General features: G+C 48.0%; 10 protein-coding genes and 1 pseudogene. 5 read left to right on the plus strand and 6 right to left on the minus strand.

The window, feature by feature from the left end:
* Positions 1–13: 13 nt before the first annotated feature.
* On the plus strand, positions 14–1138 hold the full coding sequence (locus BUB86_RS03525) for a SusE domain-containing protein (RefSeq protein WP_073205540.1): 1125 nt from the start codon (positions 14–16) through the stop codon (positions 1136–1138).
* Positions 1139–1198: 60 nt separating this feature from the next.
* Complete coding sequence (locus tag BUB86_RS03530) at positions 1199–2293, plus strand: glycoside hydrolase family 76 protein (RefSeq protein ID WP_410543925.1); 1095 nt, start codon at positions 1199–1201, stop codon at positions 2291–2293.
* Positions 2294–2296: 3 nt separating this feature from the next.
* Here the strand turns inward: BUB86_RS03530 and BUB86_RS03535 are convergent, their stop codons facing one another.
* Together BUB86_RS03535 and BUB86_RS03540 are read right to left on the minus strand one after the other, a co-directional pair.
* Positions 2297–6301, minus strand: coding sequence for a hybrid sensor histidine kinase/response regulator transcription factor (locus BUB86_RS03535; RefSeq protein ID WP_073205547.1), 4005 nt, complete (start codon positions 6299–6301; stop codon positions 2297–2299).
* 168 nt (positions 6302–6469) lie between these two features.
* The gene (locus tag BUB86_RS03540) at positions 6470–8515 is read right to left on the minus strand and encodes a bifunctional carbohydrate acetyl esterase/feruloyl esterase (RefSeq protein WP_073205551.1); all 2046 of its coding nucleotides are present in this window, start codon (positions 8513–8515) and stop codon (positions 6470–6472) included.
* A 194-nt stretch (positions 8516–8709) separates the two neighbouring features.
* On the opposite strand from BUB86_RS03540, the gene BUB86_RS03545 reads away from it, so the two are divergent.
* Entirely contained in the window at positions 8710–11019 is a 2310-nt protein-coding gene (locus tag BUB86_RS03545) for a SpoIIE family protein phosphatase (RefSeq protein WP_073205554.1), read from the plus strand.
* On the opposite strand, the gene BUB86_RS03550 is transcribed toward BUB86_RS03545, so the two are convergent.
* From BUB86_RS03550 to BUB86_RS03565, 4 genes are all read right to left on the minus strand, one after another.
* A complete protein-coding gene (locus tag BUB86_RS03550; RefSeq protein WP_254795087.1) occupies positions 11003–12397 on the minus strand; it encodes a TolB family protein in 1395 nt (464 codons plus the stop codon). The two genes, BUB86_RS03545 and BUB86_RS03550, sit on opposite strands and share 17 nt — an antisense overlap.
* 61 nt (positions 12398–12458) lie before the next feature.
* Positions 12459–13571, minus strand: coding sequence for a DUF6057 family protein (locus tag BUB86_RS03555; RefSeq protein ID WP_073205558.1), 1113 nt, complete (start codon positions 13569–13571; stop codon positions 12459–12461).
* Positions 13572–13731: 160 nt separating this feature from the next.
* Positions 13732–15669, minus strand: a complete 1938-nt coding sequence (locus tag BUB86_RS03560; RefSeq protein ID WP_073205561.1) for a RagB/SusD family nutrient uptake outer membrane protein — start codon at positions 15667–15669, stop codon at positions 13732–13734.
* 50 nt (positions 15670–15719) lie between these two features.
* Entirely contained in the window at positions 15720–19031 is a 3312-nt protein-coding gene (locus tag BUB86_RS03565) for a SusC/RagA family TonB-linked outer membrane protein (RefSeq protein WP_081373072.1), read from the minus strand.
* 470 nt (positions 19032–19501) lie between these two features.
* Between BUB86_RS03565 and BUB86_RS18220 the strand changes: the two are divergent.
* Positions 19502–20377 (plus strand): annotated as a pseudogene (locus BUB86_RS18220) (family 43 glycosylhydrolase); the annotation flags it as partial.
* Positions 20378–20848: 471 nt separating this feature from the next.
* Entirely contained in the window at positions 20849–21550 is a 702-nt protein-coding gene (locus tag BUB86_RS18225; RefSeq protein WP_410543926.1) for an acetylxylan esterase, read from the plus strand.
* Positions 21551–21555: the final 5 nt, after the last annotated feature.

Consider the following 21555-nt stretch of genomic DNA (forward strand, 5'->3'; position numbering starts at 1 on the left):
AGCAATAATAACTATGAATAAGAATTATATCAAGGCATTTGCCCTGTTTGGCGCATTGCTAACCATTTCATCCTGCACATCCGACATGGAGTTCAAGGATACTCAAGTATCAGCTATCACTCAGCTCTACGAGCCAGCCGATGGCAAGAGTGTAACCCTTCAGGCCTCATCTACCGCCTCAACCTACTTTGAATGGGAGGCAGCCAAGGCCGAAGACAGCGGCTCGCCTCTATACGAGGTAGCCTTCTACAAGGAGGGCGAGAGCACACCTATCTACAAGGTGCTTTCGGATAAGAACGGTATGATGAACAGCGCTACCATCACCCACAAGACACTGAATAAGGTGGCTGCTGCTGCCGGATTCAAGGGCGGTGCCAGCGGTAAGGTAAGCTGGTCGATCATTGCCTCACGCGGTTTGAACCAGGCCGAGTCAACCGTAAAGCATCAGCTGAATATCACCTCACTCGAAGGCTTCGACGAGATTCCTTCTGCTTTGTATATCATCGGCGACGGTGCCGAGAGTGGCAGTGCTTTCTCTTCACCCGAGCAGGGCGTTTACGAGATATTCACCAAACTTGAGGGTGGCAAGAGCTATCAGTTCTGCAGTACCAGCAACGGTGAGGGCACCATCTTCTCACTCGATGGATTGAAGCTGCGTGAGGGGGGCTCAACTACCGCTCCTGCTACTGGTGTTTACCGTCTAGTACTCGATTTCAACGTTGCTTCGGCTACTATCCGCGAAATCAAGAGCATCGGTCTGTTCTTCTGTCCAAACAATAACATCATGTTCGACCTGCCATACGCTGGCAACGGCGAGTTCTCAGGCGTTGGTGTCGTTGCCTTCAAGCAGGAGGGCTGGGGACGTGATGAGCGTTATAAGTTCTTGATGGAGTATGCCGATGGCACCACACAGTACTGGGGTACTAAGAATGGTACCGACTCTCGTCCTGGCGGTCTGGCCCCCGAGGATCCTTACTATTATATGATGGAGACCGGCAATAACCAGTGGGATGACAAGTGGAAGTTCGATGGCGATTTCGATGGTGGTGAAGATGGTCCTCATCCTGGTGTAAAGACCCGTATCACAGTTATCTTCCATGGTGCAAACTATACCCACCATGTGGAACTGGCCAATTAATAGCTTTTTCTCCTTATGCGAAAGATCATTTTGGTTTTATTACCGCTTCTCTGCAGCTCTATGCTGCAGAGTTGCGGTCATTCTGATGAGAACGAGCCAGCCCCTGCGCCAACTCCCGAAAAGGTGGCTTGGAACCAGGTGGCCGAAGACGCTACACAGGCACTCATCACCCATTTCTGGAATAATCGTGAAGGGTACTTCAACACCATGCCAGACCTGTCCGACACAGAAAACAATCAATATTGGCCCCAGGCCCATGCCATGGATGTGGTTATCGATGCCTATCTGCGTACGGGCAATGCCGGTTACCGCAACCTGTTCGACAAGTGGCTTGAAGGCATCAAAAAGAAGGCAGGCAACAGTTATTTCAACGATTTCTACGACGATGAGGAGTGGATTTGTCTGACCATGCTGCGCCTATACGACTGCACGAAAGAGCAGAAGTATCTGGACACAGCACAGAGTCTTTGGAGCGATATCCAGCAGGCTTGGAACACCAAGTACTGCGGCGGCGGTATGGCTTGGCGCAAAAGTCAGCCATGGAGCAAGAACGCCTGTAGCAACGGCCCTGCCGGCATCATTGCGGCACGTATGTACAACATACAGCACAAGGAGGCCGACCTGCAGTTGGCCAAGAACATCTACAACTGGGAGCGCGACAACCTCTATGCAGCCGGCACAGGTGCTGTCTACGACAGTATGAACGGTCAGAACGGCAATAGCGTTACCACGTGGGTGTTTACCTATAACCAGGGTACGTTCGTTGGTATGTGCCACGAGTTGTATAAGATTACCGGCGAGAAGCTTTACCTGCGCGATGCCGTCAAGGCTGCGTCGTACACGCTGTCGAGTCTTTCTGACTTGTCGGAGAGTGTTCTCAAGGATGAGGGCACAGGCGATGGCGGCCTGTTTAAGGGCATCTTTGTGCGTTATTTCGCCCTGCTCATCCAAGATCCTAATATCGATACTACCGATAAAACGCGCTTTGTGGCTTTCCTGAACCACAATGCCAACACATTAAAAGATAAAGGAACCAGTGCGCTGAATCTCTTTGGCTGCAACTGGGCCCGCAAGGACTCGGGTACCGATTTGGGTACTCATGTTAGCGGGTGCGTACTGCTTGAGGCAGCAGCAACCATCAATGGTGCCAATTAGGCATCAGATGGTTTGCTGCTGCTCGCGGTATTCCTTGGGCGTCATACCAAACTGTTTTCGGAATTCGGTGTAGAACTGCGAACGCGTGTTGAAACCCGTCTTGTAGATAATCTCCTGTATGGTTATTCCTGTTGTGGTGAGCAGTCGCGCTGCCACGTGAATACGATAACTCTTGATGTAATCCTTAGGTGTAGGAAGATTGGCATCGCTGAACTTCCTATAGAGATTACGCGGACTCATGCTCATCAGTTCTGCCAGCGCCTCTGGCGTGAGGTCTGAGTCGGCAAGATGCTCGTCAATCATCTGTGTCACCTCGTCGGCAAATCCACGACACTCCTTCGAGATGAGTTCGCCCGACGAGTAGATGTAGGCCGAGGCTGCCGAATTATAGTACTCGCGCAGCACGTTCCTGTTCTCTAACAGTCGGGTCACGGTGGCCTGCAGCAGGCTCAAACTGAAAGGCTTGCTGATGTAGACGTCGGCACCGCTCTCCAATCCCTCGATACGCTCCTCGTCGGAGGTCTTGGCCGACAGGATGATAAGCGGAATATGCATGGTGTGCTTGTTGTTCTTTACCTGTTGGGTAAAGTCCAGTCCGTCGGTACCAGGCATCATAATATCGGTAATAATCAGGTCGGGCGTCTCTTCTTTCAGGTATGCCATGCCCTGTTCGGCATTGAGGGCCGTTAGCAGACGGTAGTCTGAAAGGCTGTCGGTAAGCAGGTCGAGTATATCCTGATTATCGTCGATGGCAAGAATAGTAGGTGTTCTGTCGCCAGCCATCTTCGGGTGCTGGTACGGCATGCGGGGCGCAGTGCTTGTCGTCGACGGAATGCTGATGGCCATGTCGGCATCCTGTTTGTCGGATGTCACCACCTCTTCGCTCACACCTGCTGGCAGCGGTTGTTCGGGCAGGAACACATTAAACTGGGCGTACTCGCCCACCTGGCTGTCAATCTCTATGCGACCGCCAAACAGCAGCGTCATATTATGGCAGATGGCCATACCAAGACCGTTGCGCGAGGTCTGGCCCATGTTCGGACTCTCTTCTACACTGTCAAACACGGTATAGTAGTCGAAAATCCGCTGTCTGTCTTCGGGCGCAATGCCACGACCGGAGTTGTAGACCGAGAACAACAGGCCGTCGGCCTGTCGGGCCAGTCTTACCTTGATGGTGCCGGCACTCTTGGTGTATTTGAAGGCGTTCGAGATGAGATTACCCACAATACTCTTCAGCGCCTTATCATCGGATGTCCATACGATACCCGGCTCAATGTCCTGCTGATAGATGATGTTGTTGCGCTCAGCCATCTCAGTGAAAGCATTCGAATAGTCGCTGATGACACCTGACACATCTACACGGCGCCAGCTGATGACGTGATGCCCCGAGGTCACACGACGGAAATCGATAATTTCCTGTATCAGACTGTTCAGTCGACTCAGGTTCTGTATCACCTTGCCCACGTATTTCTTGACGAACGCATCGGCACCACTGTAGGCTAATATACGTTCGCAGGGACCGTAAATCAGCGTTAGTGGCGTGTTCAGCTCGTGCACCACGTTAGTCAGGAACTTCAGTTTCTCCTCGTAGAGCTCATCCTGATGTTGCTGGTCAAGTCGGGCCAATTCCATCTGCTGGTGCAACTTCTGGTTCTCGTACCAGTGGCGCGCTATGGCTATTATCAACGCTAAGCCTAACAGGGTGTAAAGCAGATAGGCCCACACGGTGCGGTAATAGGGCGGCTCTATGTCGATGTGCAGCTGCGAAACAGCTGTCTCCCTACCATCGAGCATATTTTTGGCCTTGACATAGAGTGTATGACTGCCTTCCGCCATCTGTGTAAACGAGATAACGTTGCTCGAACCGTTGTCTATCCACTCGCCGCTATCGGTAAGTCGGTAGAGGTAATGGTAATATGGCTCTTCCAGATAGTTGAATGTGGCCAGACTGATGGCAAACGTGTTCTGCGTGTGGTCGAGTGTCAAGATGGGGGCATCGCCGTCGCCATCCATAAACTCATTGATATTCTGCAGCTTTCCAAGAATGTCGAGCGCCGTAAAATCTATTTTCGACTCGTGCACCTGCTGACGTACCGTGGTGTCGCTCTTGATGGCCGTTAAGCCGTTTATTCCGCCAAAGAACAGCTCTGCCCCCTTGGCAAAAGCGGCTCCATCGCAGTATTCTGTCACGTCGAGCCCGCTGTTCATGCCGTACACTTTCATCACGGTACCGGTATTCGACAGTTGTACCAGTCCGCTGTTGGTTGTTGCCCAGACCTCGCCACTCAGACCTTTCGTAAAGGCATGTATGGTGTTGTTAGGCAGTCCGTCAGCGGTGCTCAACCGACGGGTTCGCCCGTGCTTATCTCGTATAAGAATGCCCATGCCTGTGCCTATCCACAGGTTATCGCCCACTGCGAGTAGCGCAAACACATCGTTCACACTAGGGTCTTGGGTCTGTAAAGTTGGAGGCACAGGTTTCAACTGGTTGTTATCAAACGTATAGAGTCCCTTTCCACGGTTGCCAAACCACCAACGGCCTTGCTCGTCGTGGGTCAGACAGAAGAAATAGTTAGATGACCCCTTACCACCGTCAACCACGTATCGACGCATGTTGGTAAGTCGCGGCTGTCCGTTTTCCACAGTGATGTCAGCCCGATAGATACCCGAGCCAAGCGTGGCCATCCACAGCTCGTTGCCCACCTCATGTATGTCAATAATCTGTTGAGGACGCGGATCTGATGGCACCGGACTAATCGTTTTCGAGACATACGAGTAGTAGCAGATGCCATCGGCTCCACTTATCCAGAACCATGGATATTTGCTCTCAACCAGGCGATAGAGCACGTTGCTGGTCAGTCCGCTGTTCTGTTCTCTGAAAACTGTCTCGCCCAACTGACGTGGATTCTGATAGATACTGAATTGTGGCAAACGTATCAGTCCGTCGCCTTTTGTACCTATCCAGAGGTTGCCCTCACCATCCTTCAACAGCGTACGTATGGGGCACGACTTACCGGCACGTACTGATGTACTACGGAATGAGCGCATGGTGAGCGGCTCATCGCTATACATCAGCACGCCGCCACCATCGGAGCCAATCCATACGATATCGCCCAGACGGTCTTTGTGCAGGCAGAACACACCCGTCTCTACCCCGAGGTCGATCATCTCAGCAGGCTTACCGGCCTTGCGGTTCACCTTCACCACACCACCTTCGGCAAATCCTATCATAAGCGATCCCTTGTATTGCAACACATCGTTCACGTAGCCTCTACGCACCATCTCTGCAGCAAGTGTCATCTCATAGTGCATCGCCCGTGTGGTCAGGCTGTAACTGTATAGCTGTCCCTGGTCGGTCACCAAGTATTCGATATCGCCGTCGGGCACAGCTGTTATCAGCTGCATCTGCTGCAGCTTCTTAGGTTTGCCTATGGCATAAAGTCCTTTCTCTGTGCGTAGTGGATAAGCCACGATGCCATCGCTACAGAACAGCAGGAGCTCATTGTTAGTAACGGCAAAGTCGCATACATTCGTAATTTTCACGCCTTTCAATGGCAGGGCATGCATGCTGCCATCGCGCTTGTCGATAAAGTTCAGTTTGTCGTCAGTCAGAATAAAACCATCGTTCTGTGGGTTCTTGCGTATTCTTCTGATACCTTGGAATTGCGGATAGAAGCGCACCGTCCGTCCCTTCTCAGTAACGATGTTCAGTCCATAGTTGGTAAGCACCCACGTTTTGTTTTCCTCTACGGTCAGCACATGTTCTATCAGGTTGCCATATAGGCGTTGACCAACGTTAAATGTGGTTAGCCATACGTTATGTCCATCGTAACTATTCAGTCCGTCGACAGTTCCAAAAAGCATCGTGCCGTTGGGTTGTTGTTCTATGGTCAATACAGAACTTGACGACAGCCCGTCGCCACTTGAAATATGCCTGATATTATATGCCTGTATATGCAGGATTCCAATACACAGCAACAGAAATCCAAAGAGAGATAATCTTTTCATTTAGTTTATTAGTAATGCTAAATCTTTTTTCCGCCGCAAAGGTAGTGTAAATCATGCAAAATACAAAATATTTTTCACTAAGAAATCATAATTATTGTACCAACAACTAGCGCCCCTGCCAGCTTAAGCTGAACAGGGGCGCATTAATTAAGGCATATAGAGATTGATTTACTTCTTGAACAGATGTGGGATAAACTCATGGAGTCCACGACGCCAGGTAAGGAACTCATGACCTGTACCTTCTGATACCGAAGAATCTACCTTGACCCCCAGTTCACGCAGACTGTCAACGATTGGTTGGCTATTCACAAAGTCATCGCTACCCCAGTTCATATACAAGTAATGTATCTTCTTGTTGAACTCATCAGCATTGGCAAATACGCCATTGTAAGCCGTCTTAACATCCAATCCGAAGATAGCGCCGCTGAAGGTACCCATCCAAGCGAACTTATCGAGATTCTGTAGCACCACATCAAATGTTTGGTGACCACCCCATGAGAGTCCGGCCATAGCACGGTTCTCACGATCGGCCTTTGTACGGAAGTTGCTATCTATATAAGGAATCAGATCATTCAGCAGAACAGGATAGAACGAAGCACCATACTCACTGCGTCCCTGCTCGTTTGAGCCGCCCCCGGCAAAGTTGAATGGAGCCTTGATATCGCCACTCTCCATCACCACGATCATAGGAACTGCCTCGCCCTTAGCAATGGCATTATCCATGATGTGCTGCATCTTTCCCTGCAACATCCAACTGGTCTCGCCCTCGCCCATACCATGCTGCAGATAGAGTACTGGGTATTTTTTCTTTCCCTTCTCATACTCGGCAGGCGTATAAACCAGCGCATGGCGCCAAACTATTTGACCATTTGACAATTTACTATTTGCATCGTGAGCAGAAGGATAGTAAATGCTACGCACCTGACCGTGGGCAATGCCCTGCTGTGGACGGTAGTAGTCGCCCTCTGGACCCTCGGGAACCTCCAGACCACCAGCCTCGCGGTTACAACCGAAATAGGTCTCAGATGCAGGATCGATGAAGTTCACGCCTTCAATATTCATGAAATAGTAATGGAAGCCAACAGGCAGAGGATCTGTTACAGCCATGAAACCACCTTTACCATCAGGCTGCATATCGTACTTCTTGCTACAGATATCTACCACCACCTTACGGGCTTCAGGAGCGTTGATGCGGAAATAGGCTCGACGCTGACTGTCAATCTTGGGGAACTCATTGCCAGGAATGGCATTCTCTACAGTAACAGCATCGGCAGGTACTTCAATACGCTTAGGCATTTCGATATATGGACGCTTGGGCTCGTAACCGAGGTTACGGGCCACAGCCTCACCATAACGACAACCCAATTCACGATAGCCTGCGGCATCAAAGTGCAGACGGTCAGGGCCGTTAGTACAGTCATCAGAAGAGATGACCTGAGAAGTGTGCAGTGTCAGTGGCAGCTCATCAATCTGCTTTTTGCAACCGATGCAAACACCTTTGCCGCCAGCCTGAACAATGTTACCGGCATAGAGGGGCACTTCCTCGGGCTTCAGCTGAAGGTCTCCACACAGGTTATCATAAACCTGCTTCACCATACTAGCCCACTTGGGATCACCGGTATTGGTCTCACCCTGGTGCATCAGGATACCTTTGATCACACCATCCTTCTGAGCTTTCTTAGCCAGAGTTACCAAACGCTCGTATGGGTTATTATCGTAAGCGGCAAGCATACCCTTCATCCAGTTTGGAGCTGTCTTGATATAGTTTCCGATGCTATCGGGCAAGAATCCCTTGATGTCAATACCACCGATAGCCACATGGATAACACCGATCTTGATATTCTCAGGCAACGAAGCTACGAGAGTACGACCGAACCAGTCGGCAGGAGTCAAACCTGTGTTAGGACGACACAAAGGAGCCGAAGCCTCACACCATTCGCCCATCTTTCTGCCCTTTTCCGGGAAATCGACAGCAGGCATCAACAGGAAACGTGGGCCTGGACTGGCCAGATCCTGAGCCTCAGGACGGGCAGCACCCTCCATATTCGACTGACCGAAACAAAGGAAGATATAAAAATTCTCATCTACGGGCTTCACCTGTTCGATGACAGCCTTCTTTTTAGGGGCGGCCTTTCTTTTCTGGGCCGACATGCTGGCAGGCAGAATCAGAAGTGCCAATGCCAGAATCATAGTTTTTATTTTCAATTGATACATAACTATTGTGTTGAGTACTTTATTATGGTTGCAAAGGTATACACTTTTCTTAAAAGTGTCTTTTCACTAAGTTACATTTACTTTTTCATGAGTATCATCTTGACTATATATGCACTTTTTTATCCGGTTTTTGAGTTTTTTTAAAATACTTTTGTATCTTTGCATCCGGAAACATCAATGACTTGAAACGATATATGAAACAGACAAAGCTTTGGATTCTGCTGGTAGTATTGACCAGTGTACTGATAGTAGCATGTAACGATGATGAAAAGAAATCCCGGATCAGCGAGGTTGACAAGCTGATTGAGGCATCGCAGAAAAACAGAAATTACAACGAGCTGATGAAGGTTGTAGACAGTCTGGAGACGAATGGGATTATCTCTTCTACCAAAGCCTGCTATTGGCGAGGCTATGCCTGCGACAAGATGAAACGCCAGAGACTGGCAGAATATTATTGGAAAGCCTCTATCGATGCCGCCAAAGAGTCGACCGACGGCGATGAGATGACATATTATGCCAAGTCAGCTAGCCGATTGGCCAACATGCTATCGGTAAGAGGCGACTACGAGGAAGGCCTGAACATAGCCATCCCTGTTGCCAGCAAACTGGAATCGCTTGACTGCGACAGCACCAGCGACTATCTGAACATACTTATATATATAGGTTGCTGCCAGGAAGGCATGGGCACAGCCGATGGTAATGCCGACGGATTTACCAAGGCTTACCAGCGACACATGGAAAACATCGAGACCTATCATAACGATGTGGTTTATAAGGATGGTATCACAGGTATTATCAACATTGCCTATGATTACATTTGGGCCAAGAAATGGCAAGAGGCTCTGGTATGGACCACCCGCTTCGGACAGATATTGAGCGAATACGAGCAGCGCCCCGATGCCGATGCCGAGTACATTGACCGCCAGTTGGCACGTCACGACATCTATCAGGCCATTGCACTTGAAGGACTTCACAAATCAGACGAAGCAGCCAAGGCCTACGACAAATTCCTGACTACCCAGTTCAGCAAGACGCCAAAGGGACGCATTGATGCCAACGACTATCTGACTGCCGCCCATCGATGGGACGAGGCCTCAGAGAATTACAACAGTCTTGACGCCATGATGGGTGAGAATGTGAAGAACTACTCGATTGAGAATATCGAGAACCTGGTTCTGAAGAAGTATCGCACCAACGTGCTGGCAGGCCGTCGTGATTCAGCCATGAAGATAGCAATGGACATCAGCAACTCACTAGGCCAGGCTATTGCAAAATCCAGAAAGATTGAGAAAGAGGAACAGGCCGTCATCGTGAAGAATGTAGAGAAGACAACGGAGTTACAAGCCAAGAAAAACAGGAAATATCAGATTCTGATTGTAGCAGGCTTCGTTTTCCTGATTCTCTGCATGACAGCCTTTGTCGTTATACGCCATCGTCTAGCCAAACGTATGGAGGCCGAATTCGAAGATCTGAAATACGACTACGACCGTCTGGAGGCCGACACCATTGTGAAAGAGCGTGAGGCTTCAGAACTTCGCATCGCGCAGAACATACAAAAGGTAATCGCCCCAAGTCAACTGCCACAGCATAAGTTCTTCGACATCTGGAGCTCAACAACCGTTGGATTGATGGAAGGCGGCGGAATCCTGGATTACGCCATGCGCAACGGAAAGCTGTTCTTCTGTGTAGGCGAAGCAACCGTCGAGGGTGTTAAAGCTTCACTCCTTACCACCGTTGTCAAGGCACAGTTCCGTACAGCGATCGCTTTCGAGGATAAGCCAGACCATATTGTGTCATCCATCAACAATGCCATAGCCAAGGAAGGCGAGAAAGGTCAGGCAGTAAGACTGTTTGTAGGTATTCTCGACATCAGCACCGGCGCCCTACATTTCTGTAATGCCAACCATGATGCACCATTGTTGGTAAGCAACGAGCTGCATCACCTGCCGGTAGAGCAAAATATAGCTATAGGCGAAAAGCCAAACTTTAAGTACGAAGCTCAGGAAATACTGATGACACCAGGAACCATGATCTTCCTGAACACCGACGGACTGACAAAGGTAAAGAATGCCGAACACAGAGTCTTCAACGAGAAACGCATGCTGGGTTGCGCCCTGCAAGCCATGAAACTGGATCCACGCCCCAAACCGTTTATCGAGAATATGCTTGATGCCGTAAACCGTTTCGCAGGCGACTTTGAGCAGAGAGACGACATCGCATTGCTGACTATCAGGTACAAGGGCGGCAGAAAGATGCTCCAAAATAATAGTGAAACAGAACAAGAGCCAGAGGTTGAGCCAGTAGCACAGCCAACAGTAGAGCCCGCACAGGCACCGGAGTCAGAGCCAGAGCCAGTGATGACTGAAGCTCCCAGGGTTATTGAAGAACCTGAGGTATTTATCGAGCCTGAAGTTATTGAGGAACCCGAAGTTATTGATGAGCCCGAGATCATCAAAGAACCCGAGATTATCATCGAAGATGCGGAGGCTACTGAAATTTCGTAGCCACCCGCTCTTTTCCACTTAGTTTCATAGCAGTCTGATAGCTATCATAGTCTACAGGCTTCGACGTAAAGTCGGGCGTATTAAACGAGTATAGCAACTCTCTGTAATAACGTTTAGGATCACGCTGTGGCAACAGGAAAGGCTTGGTTGCCTGGCCCTGCTTGTCTAGCATCGACAGGTAAATCTGTGTGTAAAGTCCATTCTCACGGCGACTGGTAAACAAGAACCAGCGACTGTTTACATTCCAGTTATGCCAACTCTCCGTTCTTTCGCTGTTTACCTCGGTCATCGGTCTGGTCTCACCTGTCTGCAAATCCAGTAACCACAAATCTGCTTCCGGATGCCAGATAGAGAAGTAGCCAAAATCAGTCTGAGTATACATCAGGTATCTGCCATCGTACGACGGACGAGGCCAGGTATAGCTCTTCCCAGTAGACTCAGCACTCTGCAATGTATCAACCTGCTCACCTAGTTTCCCGGTTTTCTCATCGAAACTGATACGACACAAACTATATTTCTCCTTATCATAGTCTGTGGGATATATCTGACGCTTGGCAGTAGTAAAATAGAGCCATTTGCCATCAGGCGAGAAAGCTGGCGTATTCTCTGCCCAGTATTTTTTCATAATAATGGTGTCGCCAAGCACGGTATGAGTCTCGGTATCATATACAAACACATCCGACGATGAGTCGTACACCTCAATTCGTTTGTTCTTCATATTGGTGTGGAACATTTGCGATGTCTTGTTGGTAGAGAAAGCACAATATCGCCCACCTGGATGCCAATAGGGATAAACCATCGAACCACCCAGCGAGTCGTTCTTCGCCTTCAACAGCTCTATGCCGTTTTTACCAATGGCGGTAGCACCATGATTTCCACGCACATGAAACACAAACTGATCGGGATTCGTGCGATTAGCCGTATGACAGTTCAGACATTGGTTCGGTGTTTGGGTATTTACAAGCAGCGCTTCCTCGTCGAAGTTACTCAGATTACGCTGGTAAAGTCCCATTTTGCTATACATCTCATAGCTGGGTGGTATACGACGATAGGTGATACCCCATGCCTCCAGAGGCTCATCGCTCACATTTACTGTAAACTCCTGATATCCAGTCCATTGTCCGTCTTTTTTGGCACAAACGGCAAATGTGAGTGCTCCGCCTTTGTTCTGCTTCAGCAGCTGATGCCATTCGTCAACATCAAAGTCGGCATAATCACCATTAGCATGAATACTTCCTCCTTTTGTTCCTTTCACCTCTACATCAATCGTAGCAAAAGCATCATCGGCCATAGCAAAGTTAAGCGGTGCTATATCCACAGGAATAGTAACACCCACATAATCAGGGTATATCTCGGGTGTTTGGTTCACTTTTGTCACATTGGTGGGAGTCGGGCTACAAGCCACCAACGCCCAGCACCCTATACTTAAAACTATATTTCTAATAGAAGAATACATCTTTGCCATTGTCATAAATCTCTTTCAAACGATGATAATATTGATGTTTGTTCAACAACTCTGGCTGTTCAGCCATCTGTTTCATTCTTTCAGCCCAACCGCGATAGAAGGTTGTCTGCTCGAGTATAGCAATATACTTCAGCGCCACCTCAGTCTGTCCTGTAATAAGGTTCGTTTCTACCAGTCGGCGCAAGGCTCTGCCGCTCTTATTATAATTTGGTGCAGCCTCCATCGCCTCAAAGGCAGCGCGCTGGGCAATATTCACCATACCTATTTGCATTGCAATGTCGCTCACGGAAAATGCTGTTGAGATACTGCGAAGCGCCTCTGTTGAAGGCGAGAAGTTATTTAGCATCTCTTGCTGACTGGCCTGATTCCTACGAATCCTCATGTCAAATGCCATCTCTTCATAACTGCCCAGTTTCTTGTCGTCCCAATAATAGTCTACGCCTCGCGTCAACTGTGCCAGTGGATATGGAGCAAGCCTTGCGCTTAAAACTACACAACCCACCAGCAGCACAACAAGTCCTGCCACAAACGGAATATGCTTCTTATTATATAAATAAGGTATGATAGCCAGAATGATGGCAGGACCTATCAGCCAGTAGCCAACAGGCATCAGGAATATCAGCAAAGCTAGCTGCGCCTTGTCATTTAATACACTAACCAGATTTGCCAAGGCCAAAGCCAATATGATGGCAACTGTCAATGTCATAGGGAAATGGATGATGGTCCACAGATATACAAGCACCACCGATGGCACCAGACTGAGCAGCCAGAAATACCATTTCTGCGGTTTACCAAATGCGCCATAAGTCAGCATCTGCACGATTACAAACAATACGCCATACCATAAAGCACCATAAAGAGGGTTAAGATAGAATTGAATAATCATCTCGCCCAGATACTGTGCCAACCCACCAGGAATGATAAGTCGTTCCACCAGATAGTCGGTATTCCACAAAAACAGTTGCGACTGTTCGCGAGCCAGCATCAAGAAGGGCAATTTAAACAGGAAGTAGCAAAACACTGCCACTCCAAGAGCCGCTACCAGCAGCCAACGCCCATTATTCTGTATATATTCCTTTACGTTCATAATTAGTTAGAAAAAGATGCCGCAAAGATACAACATAATTATAATATTACCAAAAAAAATAATCAAAAAAAGATGCCGCGTCATCGCGACGCAGCATCTTCTAAATACCAAAACAATGTGTCTAATACTAACTACTATAACTAACTTAAAATATAGTCAATTAATTATTACCCAGGTAAGCAGGGTTCTGATCACAAGCTGGATTCTTAATAAGCTCATCCTGTGGGATAGGCATATCCATCTTCAAATCGTTGTAGTCGTAATCACGGTTGGTCCAGGGCACATCCTTCAGATTCTCAACGCTCTGCTTAGGATAGTTGGTAGACACGTGGTCAGCCATGAAGTTAGACTTCTGCATATCTGGACGGAGACACCACTCACAGTTGAACTCCTTACGGCGCTCAGTGTTAACAGCAACCTGCCAAACAGGAGACTTGAAGCCCTTCTTTGCAGCATAAGCTGTGTAGTATGTCTTTGCATCCTCACGGAGAGCGTCATTGCTTCCGAATGGAATAGGATACTCTGTACGAGTTTTGTGGAAAACACCACCAGCGGCTTCTGAACCATCCTCACGACCTACCCAATCAGCGAAGCTGTTGTAGTATGGCAGATACTTATCAGTAAGAGCCTGCTCTTTACCAGCCTCGAGCTTACCAAATGCACGCTCACGGAGCTCGTCAATCTGTGCCCAAGCTGTAGCATCGTCACCACCGTTCAAGCGGAACAAGCACTCAGCATAGTCGAGCATCACGTTAGGCAGACGCTTCCAGTAGATAGGAGTTGGGCTCCAGTGACCATCACCCCAAGACTTATAGTCGGCAGAAGCGGTACGCCACATCTTAGAACTCCAGATAGAAGGTGCCCACTCACCGTTGTTAAAGTGGAACTGCTTGGTAGCCGTACCAGATTTACCCTTACCAAGAACCTCCTGCAGATATGGGTTTACACCGTAGATAGCGGGCTCGTACCAACCCTCGTACTTAGAATCGTATGCAGCGTTGTTAGGATCGATCTGGGGAACAGCACCAGTGTAGCAAGAACCGGCACGACGCTTGTCACCCTTTTCGTAGCAAGAGTACCACTCCCAAGAGAGGTAAAGTGAACCCCAACCACCGTTTTCAGGACATGCAGTATACCACTTCAGCATCAGCTTAGAAGTCAGGTTACCCCACTGTCCCCAGTTGGTACCCTCATCAAGCTGCTCACACCAGATAGCCTCAGGTCCCCATGCAGATGCGGGATCCCACAGAGTGGTGAACGACTCATTCAGTTTGTAAGTCTTGCTGTCAAGAATCTGCTTGAAGCAGTCAGCAGCGAGCTCATAGCACTTAGCAGCAGTTGTAGGATCAGCACCAGTATCAGTAATACCGTTTGCACCATCTGTCAGACGATAAGCCTTCCACATATAGGCATCACCCAGGTAAGCCAGAGCCATACCCTTTGTTGCGCGGCCATACTGTCCATCTAGAGGCGCCCAGTCCAAAAGATCTGCTGCAGTCTTAAAGTCTGAAATAATGAAGTCCCACATCTCTGCATAAGTCTGTGCGCGTGCCTTTGTAGGAGTGTTGTTGTATGTCTCACCAGTTTCCAGCATAGGTACACGACCGAATGTGGTAGCCAGCCAATGATAGAAGAATCCACGCAAAGCATGAGCTTCACCCTTCAGGTGAGTCTTGTACTTCTCTGTGAACTCCAGGTTAGTCTCTGCAGCATCAAGACCTGCAATATAGTCGTTAGCACGGCAGATTCCTGCATATACATGCTTCCAACCACTTAGCAACTCAGATGAGTTGGCATTCCAAGCCTGTGAGTTCCAGTTCTTATCCCAACCTGTAGCCTGTGTGTCGATGGTAGGGTGACAACCTGTGAACAGGTTTGGCTTAAATCCCCAGTCGCCATCGAAATCATCGTTAGGATACATCATATCATAGACACCATTCAAACCTTTAATGGCGTTAGAATTCTTCTCAAACAATCCAGAAGGATCAATTGAGTCGTATTTATCTACTGCAAGGAACTCATCGTTGTTGCATGATGTAAGGCCTAACGCCATCATACCGCAAACGGCAGCTCCGAAAAGAAAATATCTATTTTTCATATTTGTATTCTTATTTATATTTTACTATTTCATTAATGACCGTTAAACCATTAGAAAGTTACGTTGATACCACCCATGAAGGTACGTGGCTGTGGGTAACGACCAGTGTCAAGACCCTGATAGAGTACAGAACCGCTACCACACTCAGGATCACCGTACTTGTTGTAACCAGAGATGGTGAGCAGGTTGTTAACACCCAAGTATACACGAGCCTTCTGAATTGACAGCATATTGCTGATATTCTTTGGCAGGGTGTAACCTACCTGGAGGTTGCCGATACGGAGGAAGTCACCGTTCTTAACCCACAAGCTGCTAACACGTGTGTTACGAGCGTAGTCACCGATTGACAGACGAGGCAGTGAACCGCTACCATTACGGAATGCCTGGTTATATGCTTCTGTCAGAATATTTGGAGTAGTCTGGTCGTCGAGCTGTGTCATGCTGCTCAGCTTCATTGCAGAGTATGACAGGATGTCCTGACCAAATACACCATACATATAAAGGCTGAAGTCCCAATCCTTATAGTTTGCACCTACAGTGATACCATAGTTCAGAGCGGGGAATCCATTACCCAGGATAGTACGGTCGTTCTGATCGATAACGTGGTCACCATTCAAATCCTTAAATTTAGCGTCTCCAACTGCCAAAGGATGACCCTGACTAGCATCAATCTTAGTTTCAGCATCCTGGAATTTACCTGTAGCATCAGTATAGTAAGCAAGATATTCTTTCAGATCAGCCTCATCCTTGATGATACCATCAAATACATAACCATAGAATGAACCTACTGCCTCACCTTCCATACAGATAGAGTGGTTGTTCCAGTGACCGTTACCATCGACAGCACCAACCTGAGAACCGTCGTAAGCACCTGCACCACTATTTCCAGAAGCAGTATTGTACAGAGGATCACCCATCTTCTTAACCTTATTCTTAATAGTAGAGCCAGTCAGACGAGCATTGATACCGAAGTCCTTGTTAATCTGCTTGTGATAACCAATAGCGAACTCAAATCCCTTGTTCTGGATCTCACCGTAGTTGGTGTAAACCTGAGTATTACCAGCTGTTGGACGGAACTGCTGATACAGAAGCAAATCCTTAGTGGTCTTTACGAAGTAATCCAAAGTGATATCCCAATCGTTCAGGAATGCAAAGTCGATACCGAAGTTCAGCATCTCGTTGGTCTCCCACTTCAGGTTTGTATCAACCAGAGGAGCAAACCAACCAGTCTGACGGTCACGATTTCCACCAAATGCACCAGAGATACCATTGGTACCATAGAAGTTATAAGCAGCATCAGCACTCAGAGCATAAACAGCTTTGCCTGCCATGTTACCAGCATTACCGGTCTGACCCCAACCGAAACGGAGCTTCAAGTTATTAACGAACTTAATGTCCTTCATGAATGGCTCCTCAGAGATACGCCATGCACCGGCTACTGATGGGAAGGTACCCCAACGGTTACCAGAACCGAAGTTAGAGCTACCATCCTTACGGATAGTGGCAGTCAGGATGTAGCGGTCCATCAGGCTATAAGAAGCACGAGCGAAGTAAGAGATTGAACGAGAATCGCCATTATAAGCTCCATTACCCTGAATATCATCTGGTTTTTCAGTCAGACTGATAGCACGGTTCAGTACAGATGGGAAGTTACGAGCACTTGCACTTACCCACTGTCCCCATGACTTGCCAACCTCATTACCAACCATCAGAGTCAGGTTGTGGATATCGTATGTCAAGTTGTAAGTCAGATAAGTCTGCAGACCGAGGCTGTAACCATGACTGTTATTCAGAGAGAAAGCATAGGATTGATCAGACTGCATAGGAATTTCTGTCCATTCACCATTGATACGATTGTAACGATGGCGTCCACCTGTATAGTCTGAACTATTATTTCCCCAATATGTATAGGTACCCTGAGAACGGAGATCAAGCTTGTGGTGCTTAAGATCCAGGAATGTCAGGTCGATGAAAGCAGTTGTCTGGATACGATCGAAACCGTTGCGGGCACGATCACCATTCTCCATCTGAGAAGCATATGGGTTAGCACCAATAGTGGTATTACCCTCCCAACCGTTTGTACTCTGCTGAGTACCAGTACCATATGTACCATCAGGGTTTACAAGGTTTACATTAACAAGCTGCTTATTTGGATCGTTGTCAAGGAAATAGTCCAAAGTAGGAGTCATAGAAGCAAAGTCACGAAGTGAAGACATGTTCTGGTTGTTACCCAGGCTCATATTAGAACCATAGCTCTCACTGTGAGTGTAGTTGATATCACCACCAACTTCCAAATACTTATTTACTTTGGTATTAACGTTTGCACGAGCAGTAAAACGCTGATAGTTGGTATTGATAACCAAACCATCAATCTTGTTATAACCGAATGAGAGGTTATACTGTGTCTTTTCGTTACCACCGTTCAGAGAAGCACCGTACTGCTGCTTGAGAGCGGCACGAGTCATTTCCTTCTGCCAGTTAATCTCCTTAACCTTACTGAAATCGCTGAGAGTCCAGAGCTTATTGATAAACATACCGTTATCATTAGCTTTAGCCTCCTTAATAGCGGTTGCATAAGTGTTCAGGTTCATTACGTCGAGGGTATAAGGCAGAGTCTGAAGACCGAAGTCAGCAGTAATAGTAATATTAGTACGTCCCTTCTGACCATGCTTGGTTGTAATCATGATAACACCGTTAGCACCTGCAGAACCATAGATAGCAGTTGCAGAAGCATCTTTCAGAACCTCGATACGCTCAATATCAGCAGGGTTAATGAAATCAGCACTTGTACCAACCTGTACACCATCTACTACATAAAGAGGTGAAGCATCACCATTGATGGTTCCGATACCACGGATACGGATGGCAGCCTTACCATCAGGAGATCCGTCCTGCTGAGAAACCATTACACCGGCAGCAGCACCCTGCAGGGCCTGAGCTACGTTAGTTGGAACGCGCTTCATTACAGCCTCCTGGTCAACGGTAGCAACTGATCCAGAGATATCACTCTTCTTCATTGTACCATAACCTACAACGACTACGTCGTTCAGCATCTGTGCGTCTTCCTTCAGCACAACAGTAATGTTAGTCTTACCAGCAACCTTGATTGACTGTGGTACGTAACCAACATAAGAGATGTTCAGAGTAGCGTTTGAAGCTGCCTGAATTTGGAAATTACCATTGAAGTCGGTAATTGCACCAATATTAGTACCCTGTACTTTTACAGTAGCACCGATAACTGGTTCACCAGCTTCATCATTCACCGTTCCCTTAACCAAGCTCTGAGCCAGCGCTCCCATTGGGAACAAACAGAGCAGGAACAGTGCCATTAACGGCTTTTGCAGTGATTTAAAATTCCACATAATTAATTTAATTAGTTAGATAATTGTAATATATTTGGCTGAAATTTATCATATTTAAGCGTTAAGTTTCCACAAACTTGCGCGTTATTGGTTCGAAATCGGTTGCAAATATATTATAATTTTAACTTAAATACTTTATTTTTTGTAACGTAGAGTTTACCAAATCACCAAAAAGCCTTAAAATGTTACATATCGCAAACTCCTGGTTACATTTCGTAAACAATATTCTCTGAACGATTTATCTTTTTTTTAACTATGCTATGGTTTTACGCTCTATAACAACTACAACGTGGCGAAGGCATAACTTCTTTTTTTCATAAAATTATATTTCCCGATTAAACGTTTTGCAAATTAATCACTCTAATAAATGATATGTATGTACGAACTGACAGTATTACTATATTTATAATAAACCATCGCCAATGAAGAAGATTTATCTTTCATTACTCATGTCTGTGCCTCTGATATCGATGGCACAGAATCCGGTCATCCGCGATCAATTCTCGGCCGACCCGACAGCACGCGTTTTTAACGACCGTGTGTATCTCTACCCATCGCACGACATCGTACCTCCTGCCGGACAACGCCAGGACTGGTTCTGCATGGAAGACTATCATGTGTTCTCATCAGAGAATCTGACCGACTGGACAGACCACGGTGTCATCATTACCCAGAACAAAGTGCCCTGGGTGAGACCTAACTCCTACTCTATGTGGGCGCCCGACTGCGTTTACAGAAACGGAAAGTACTACTTCTATTTCCCATCTACTCCTGATGGACCAATGCGCGGCTTCGGAATCGGCGTTGCCATTGCCGACAGCCCAACAGGCCCCTTCATTCCAGAATCAGAACCTATCAAAGGCATCAACGGCATCGACCCATGCGTGCTTCAAGCATCCGACGGCAACGCATACATCTTCTGGGGTGCCGGCCGTTGTGCTAAACTCAAGCCCAACATGAAAGAGCTGGCCGACGACACACCAAAAGAAAAGGTGAAATGGGGCGACCGCGAATTTGAGATGTATGGCGTGAACTGTCTGAAAGACCTGCCTAACCGCCAAGCTGAAGGCCCATTCGCCTTCGAATACAACGGCAACTACTACCTTACTTATCCTTACGTACGTGAGAACACCGAAGTTCTGGGATACGCTATGAGTAAGAACCCTATGGGCCCCTACGAATACAAGGGTCTCATCATGGCCGAGCATGCTAACGGCTGCTGGACTAATCATCACAGCATCGTCAACTACAAGGGTCAGTGGTATCTGTTCTATCATCACAACGACTTCTCGCCACGCGATGACAAACGCCGCTCGGTATGCATCGAGAAGTTATACTTCAATGCCGACGGTACCATCAAAGAGGTGAAGCCCACCATGCGTGGCGTAGGTATCAACAAAGCTACAGAGCGCATTGAAATCGACCGCTACAGTGCAGCCAGCAACGATGTTACCACATCACTGATTGACACGGTTAACACCTTCCGCAGCTTCCAGGCCACACTGCCAGTGAAAGGCAGCTGGATTAAATACAACGACGTAGACTTCAACTGTCTGACAGAAGGTTACCTCATTGTAAATGCAAAAGCTACAGGAAATACCAAACTCTACATACGCGAGAAGAACGCCAAGGGAAAGATTCTGGCCAAGGTGGATATGACCGTTAAGCCAGAGACACCTGCAGGCATGCCGGCCATGTTCCGTCGCGACTTCAGCAACCAGTGGCTCACACTGACAGCGCCACTGGAGTACGCACTAAAGGGCGTTACCGATCTGGTTATCACCTGCGAGGGTGATGCAGGCGTTAGCGTAGACTGGATTCAGTTCAAGAACCGTCCTAAGTACTTCTCACCTGCCACAGCCACTCCTGCCAAGCCCGACGAGGAAGGATTTATCCGCCGCTGGATGCTGCTGGAGCCTATCGACAAGCCTAACAGCGGTAACACCGTATTTACCGACTCTTATCTGCGCGAGCACTTCAACATGCAGTACTTCAAGGGTCAGCAGACCATTCTGCCTAAGGACGGCCAGAAAGTAAAGGTATCATTCCAGCGCGAAGAGGTACCTGCCGGTTTCGGACGTAGCTTCGGTCAGCCTCAGGAGCCAGCTAAACCCAAAATAGTTACTGTAAATCAGACACTTACCTGGCATGCACTCGACAGCGAGAACATGAACGTCAAGCTGTTCCGCTTTGCCGAGAAATGGGGCCAGCAGGTTTATGGTGTGCTCTTCTGGGCAGTCACCATCATCGACTGCGACGAAGATATCGAGAACGTACGTCTGGCAGTAGGCTCTAACTCTGCCTCTATGTGGTGGCTCAATGGCCAGGAGGCACTTCTGCTCTCAGGCGACCGCCGTATGGTAAAGGATGATGCCATGTCACCACGTCTCACACTGAAGAAGGGACGTAACATCCTGCGTGGCGCCATCATCAACGGCCCAGGCATGAGCGACTTCTGCGTACGCTTCCTCGACGAGAACGGAAACCCTGTTACTAATTACAAAGTAGTCAAGAATTGATAATT

This window comes from Xylanibacter ruminicola, from assembly GCF_900142525.1.
Classification (GTDB): Bacteria; Bacteroidota; Bacteroidia; order Bacteroidales; family Bacteroidaceae; genus Prevotella; species Prevotella ruminicola_A.

Excerpts from the sequence above, each read along its gene's own strand:
- BUB86_RS03525 (WP_073205540.1), top strand. The coding sequence starts at position 14 with ATGAATAAGAATTATATCAAGGCATTTGCCCTGTTTGGCGCATTGCTA.
- BUB86_RS03530 (WP_410543925.1), top strand. The coding sequence starts at position 1,199 with ATGCTGCAGAGTTGCGGTCATTCTGATGAGAACGAGCCAGCCCCTGCG.
- BUB86_RS03535 (WP_073205547.1), bottom strand. The coding sequence starts at position 6,301 with ATGAAAAGATTATCTCTCTTTGGATTTCTGTTGCTGTGTATTGGAATC.
- BUB86_RS03540 (WP_073205551.1), bottom strand. The coding sequence starts at position 8,515 with ATGTATCAATTGAAAATAAAAACTATGATTCTGGCATTGGCACTTCTG.
- BUB86_RS03545 (WP_073205554.1), top strand. The coding sequence starts at position 8,710 with ATGAAACAGACAAAGCTTTGGATTCTGCTGGTAGTATTGACCAGTGTA.
- BUB86_RS03555 (WP_073205558.1), bottom strand. The coding sequence starts at position 13,571 with ATGAACGTAAAGGAATATATACAGAATAATGGGCGTTGGCTGCTGGTA.
- BUB86_RS03560 (WP_073205561.1), bottom strand. The coding sequence starts at position 15,669 with ATGAAAAATAGATATTTTCTTTTCGGAGCTGCCGTTTGCGGTATGATG.
- BUB86_RS03565 (WP_081373072.1), bottom strand. The coding sequence starts at position 19,031 with ATGTGGAATTTTAAATCACTGCAAAAGCCGTTAATGGCACTGTTCCTG.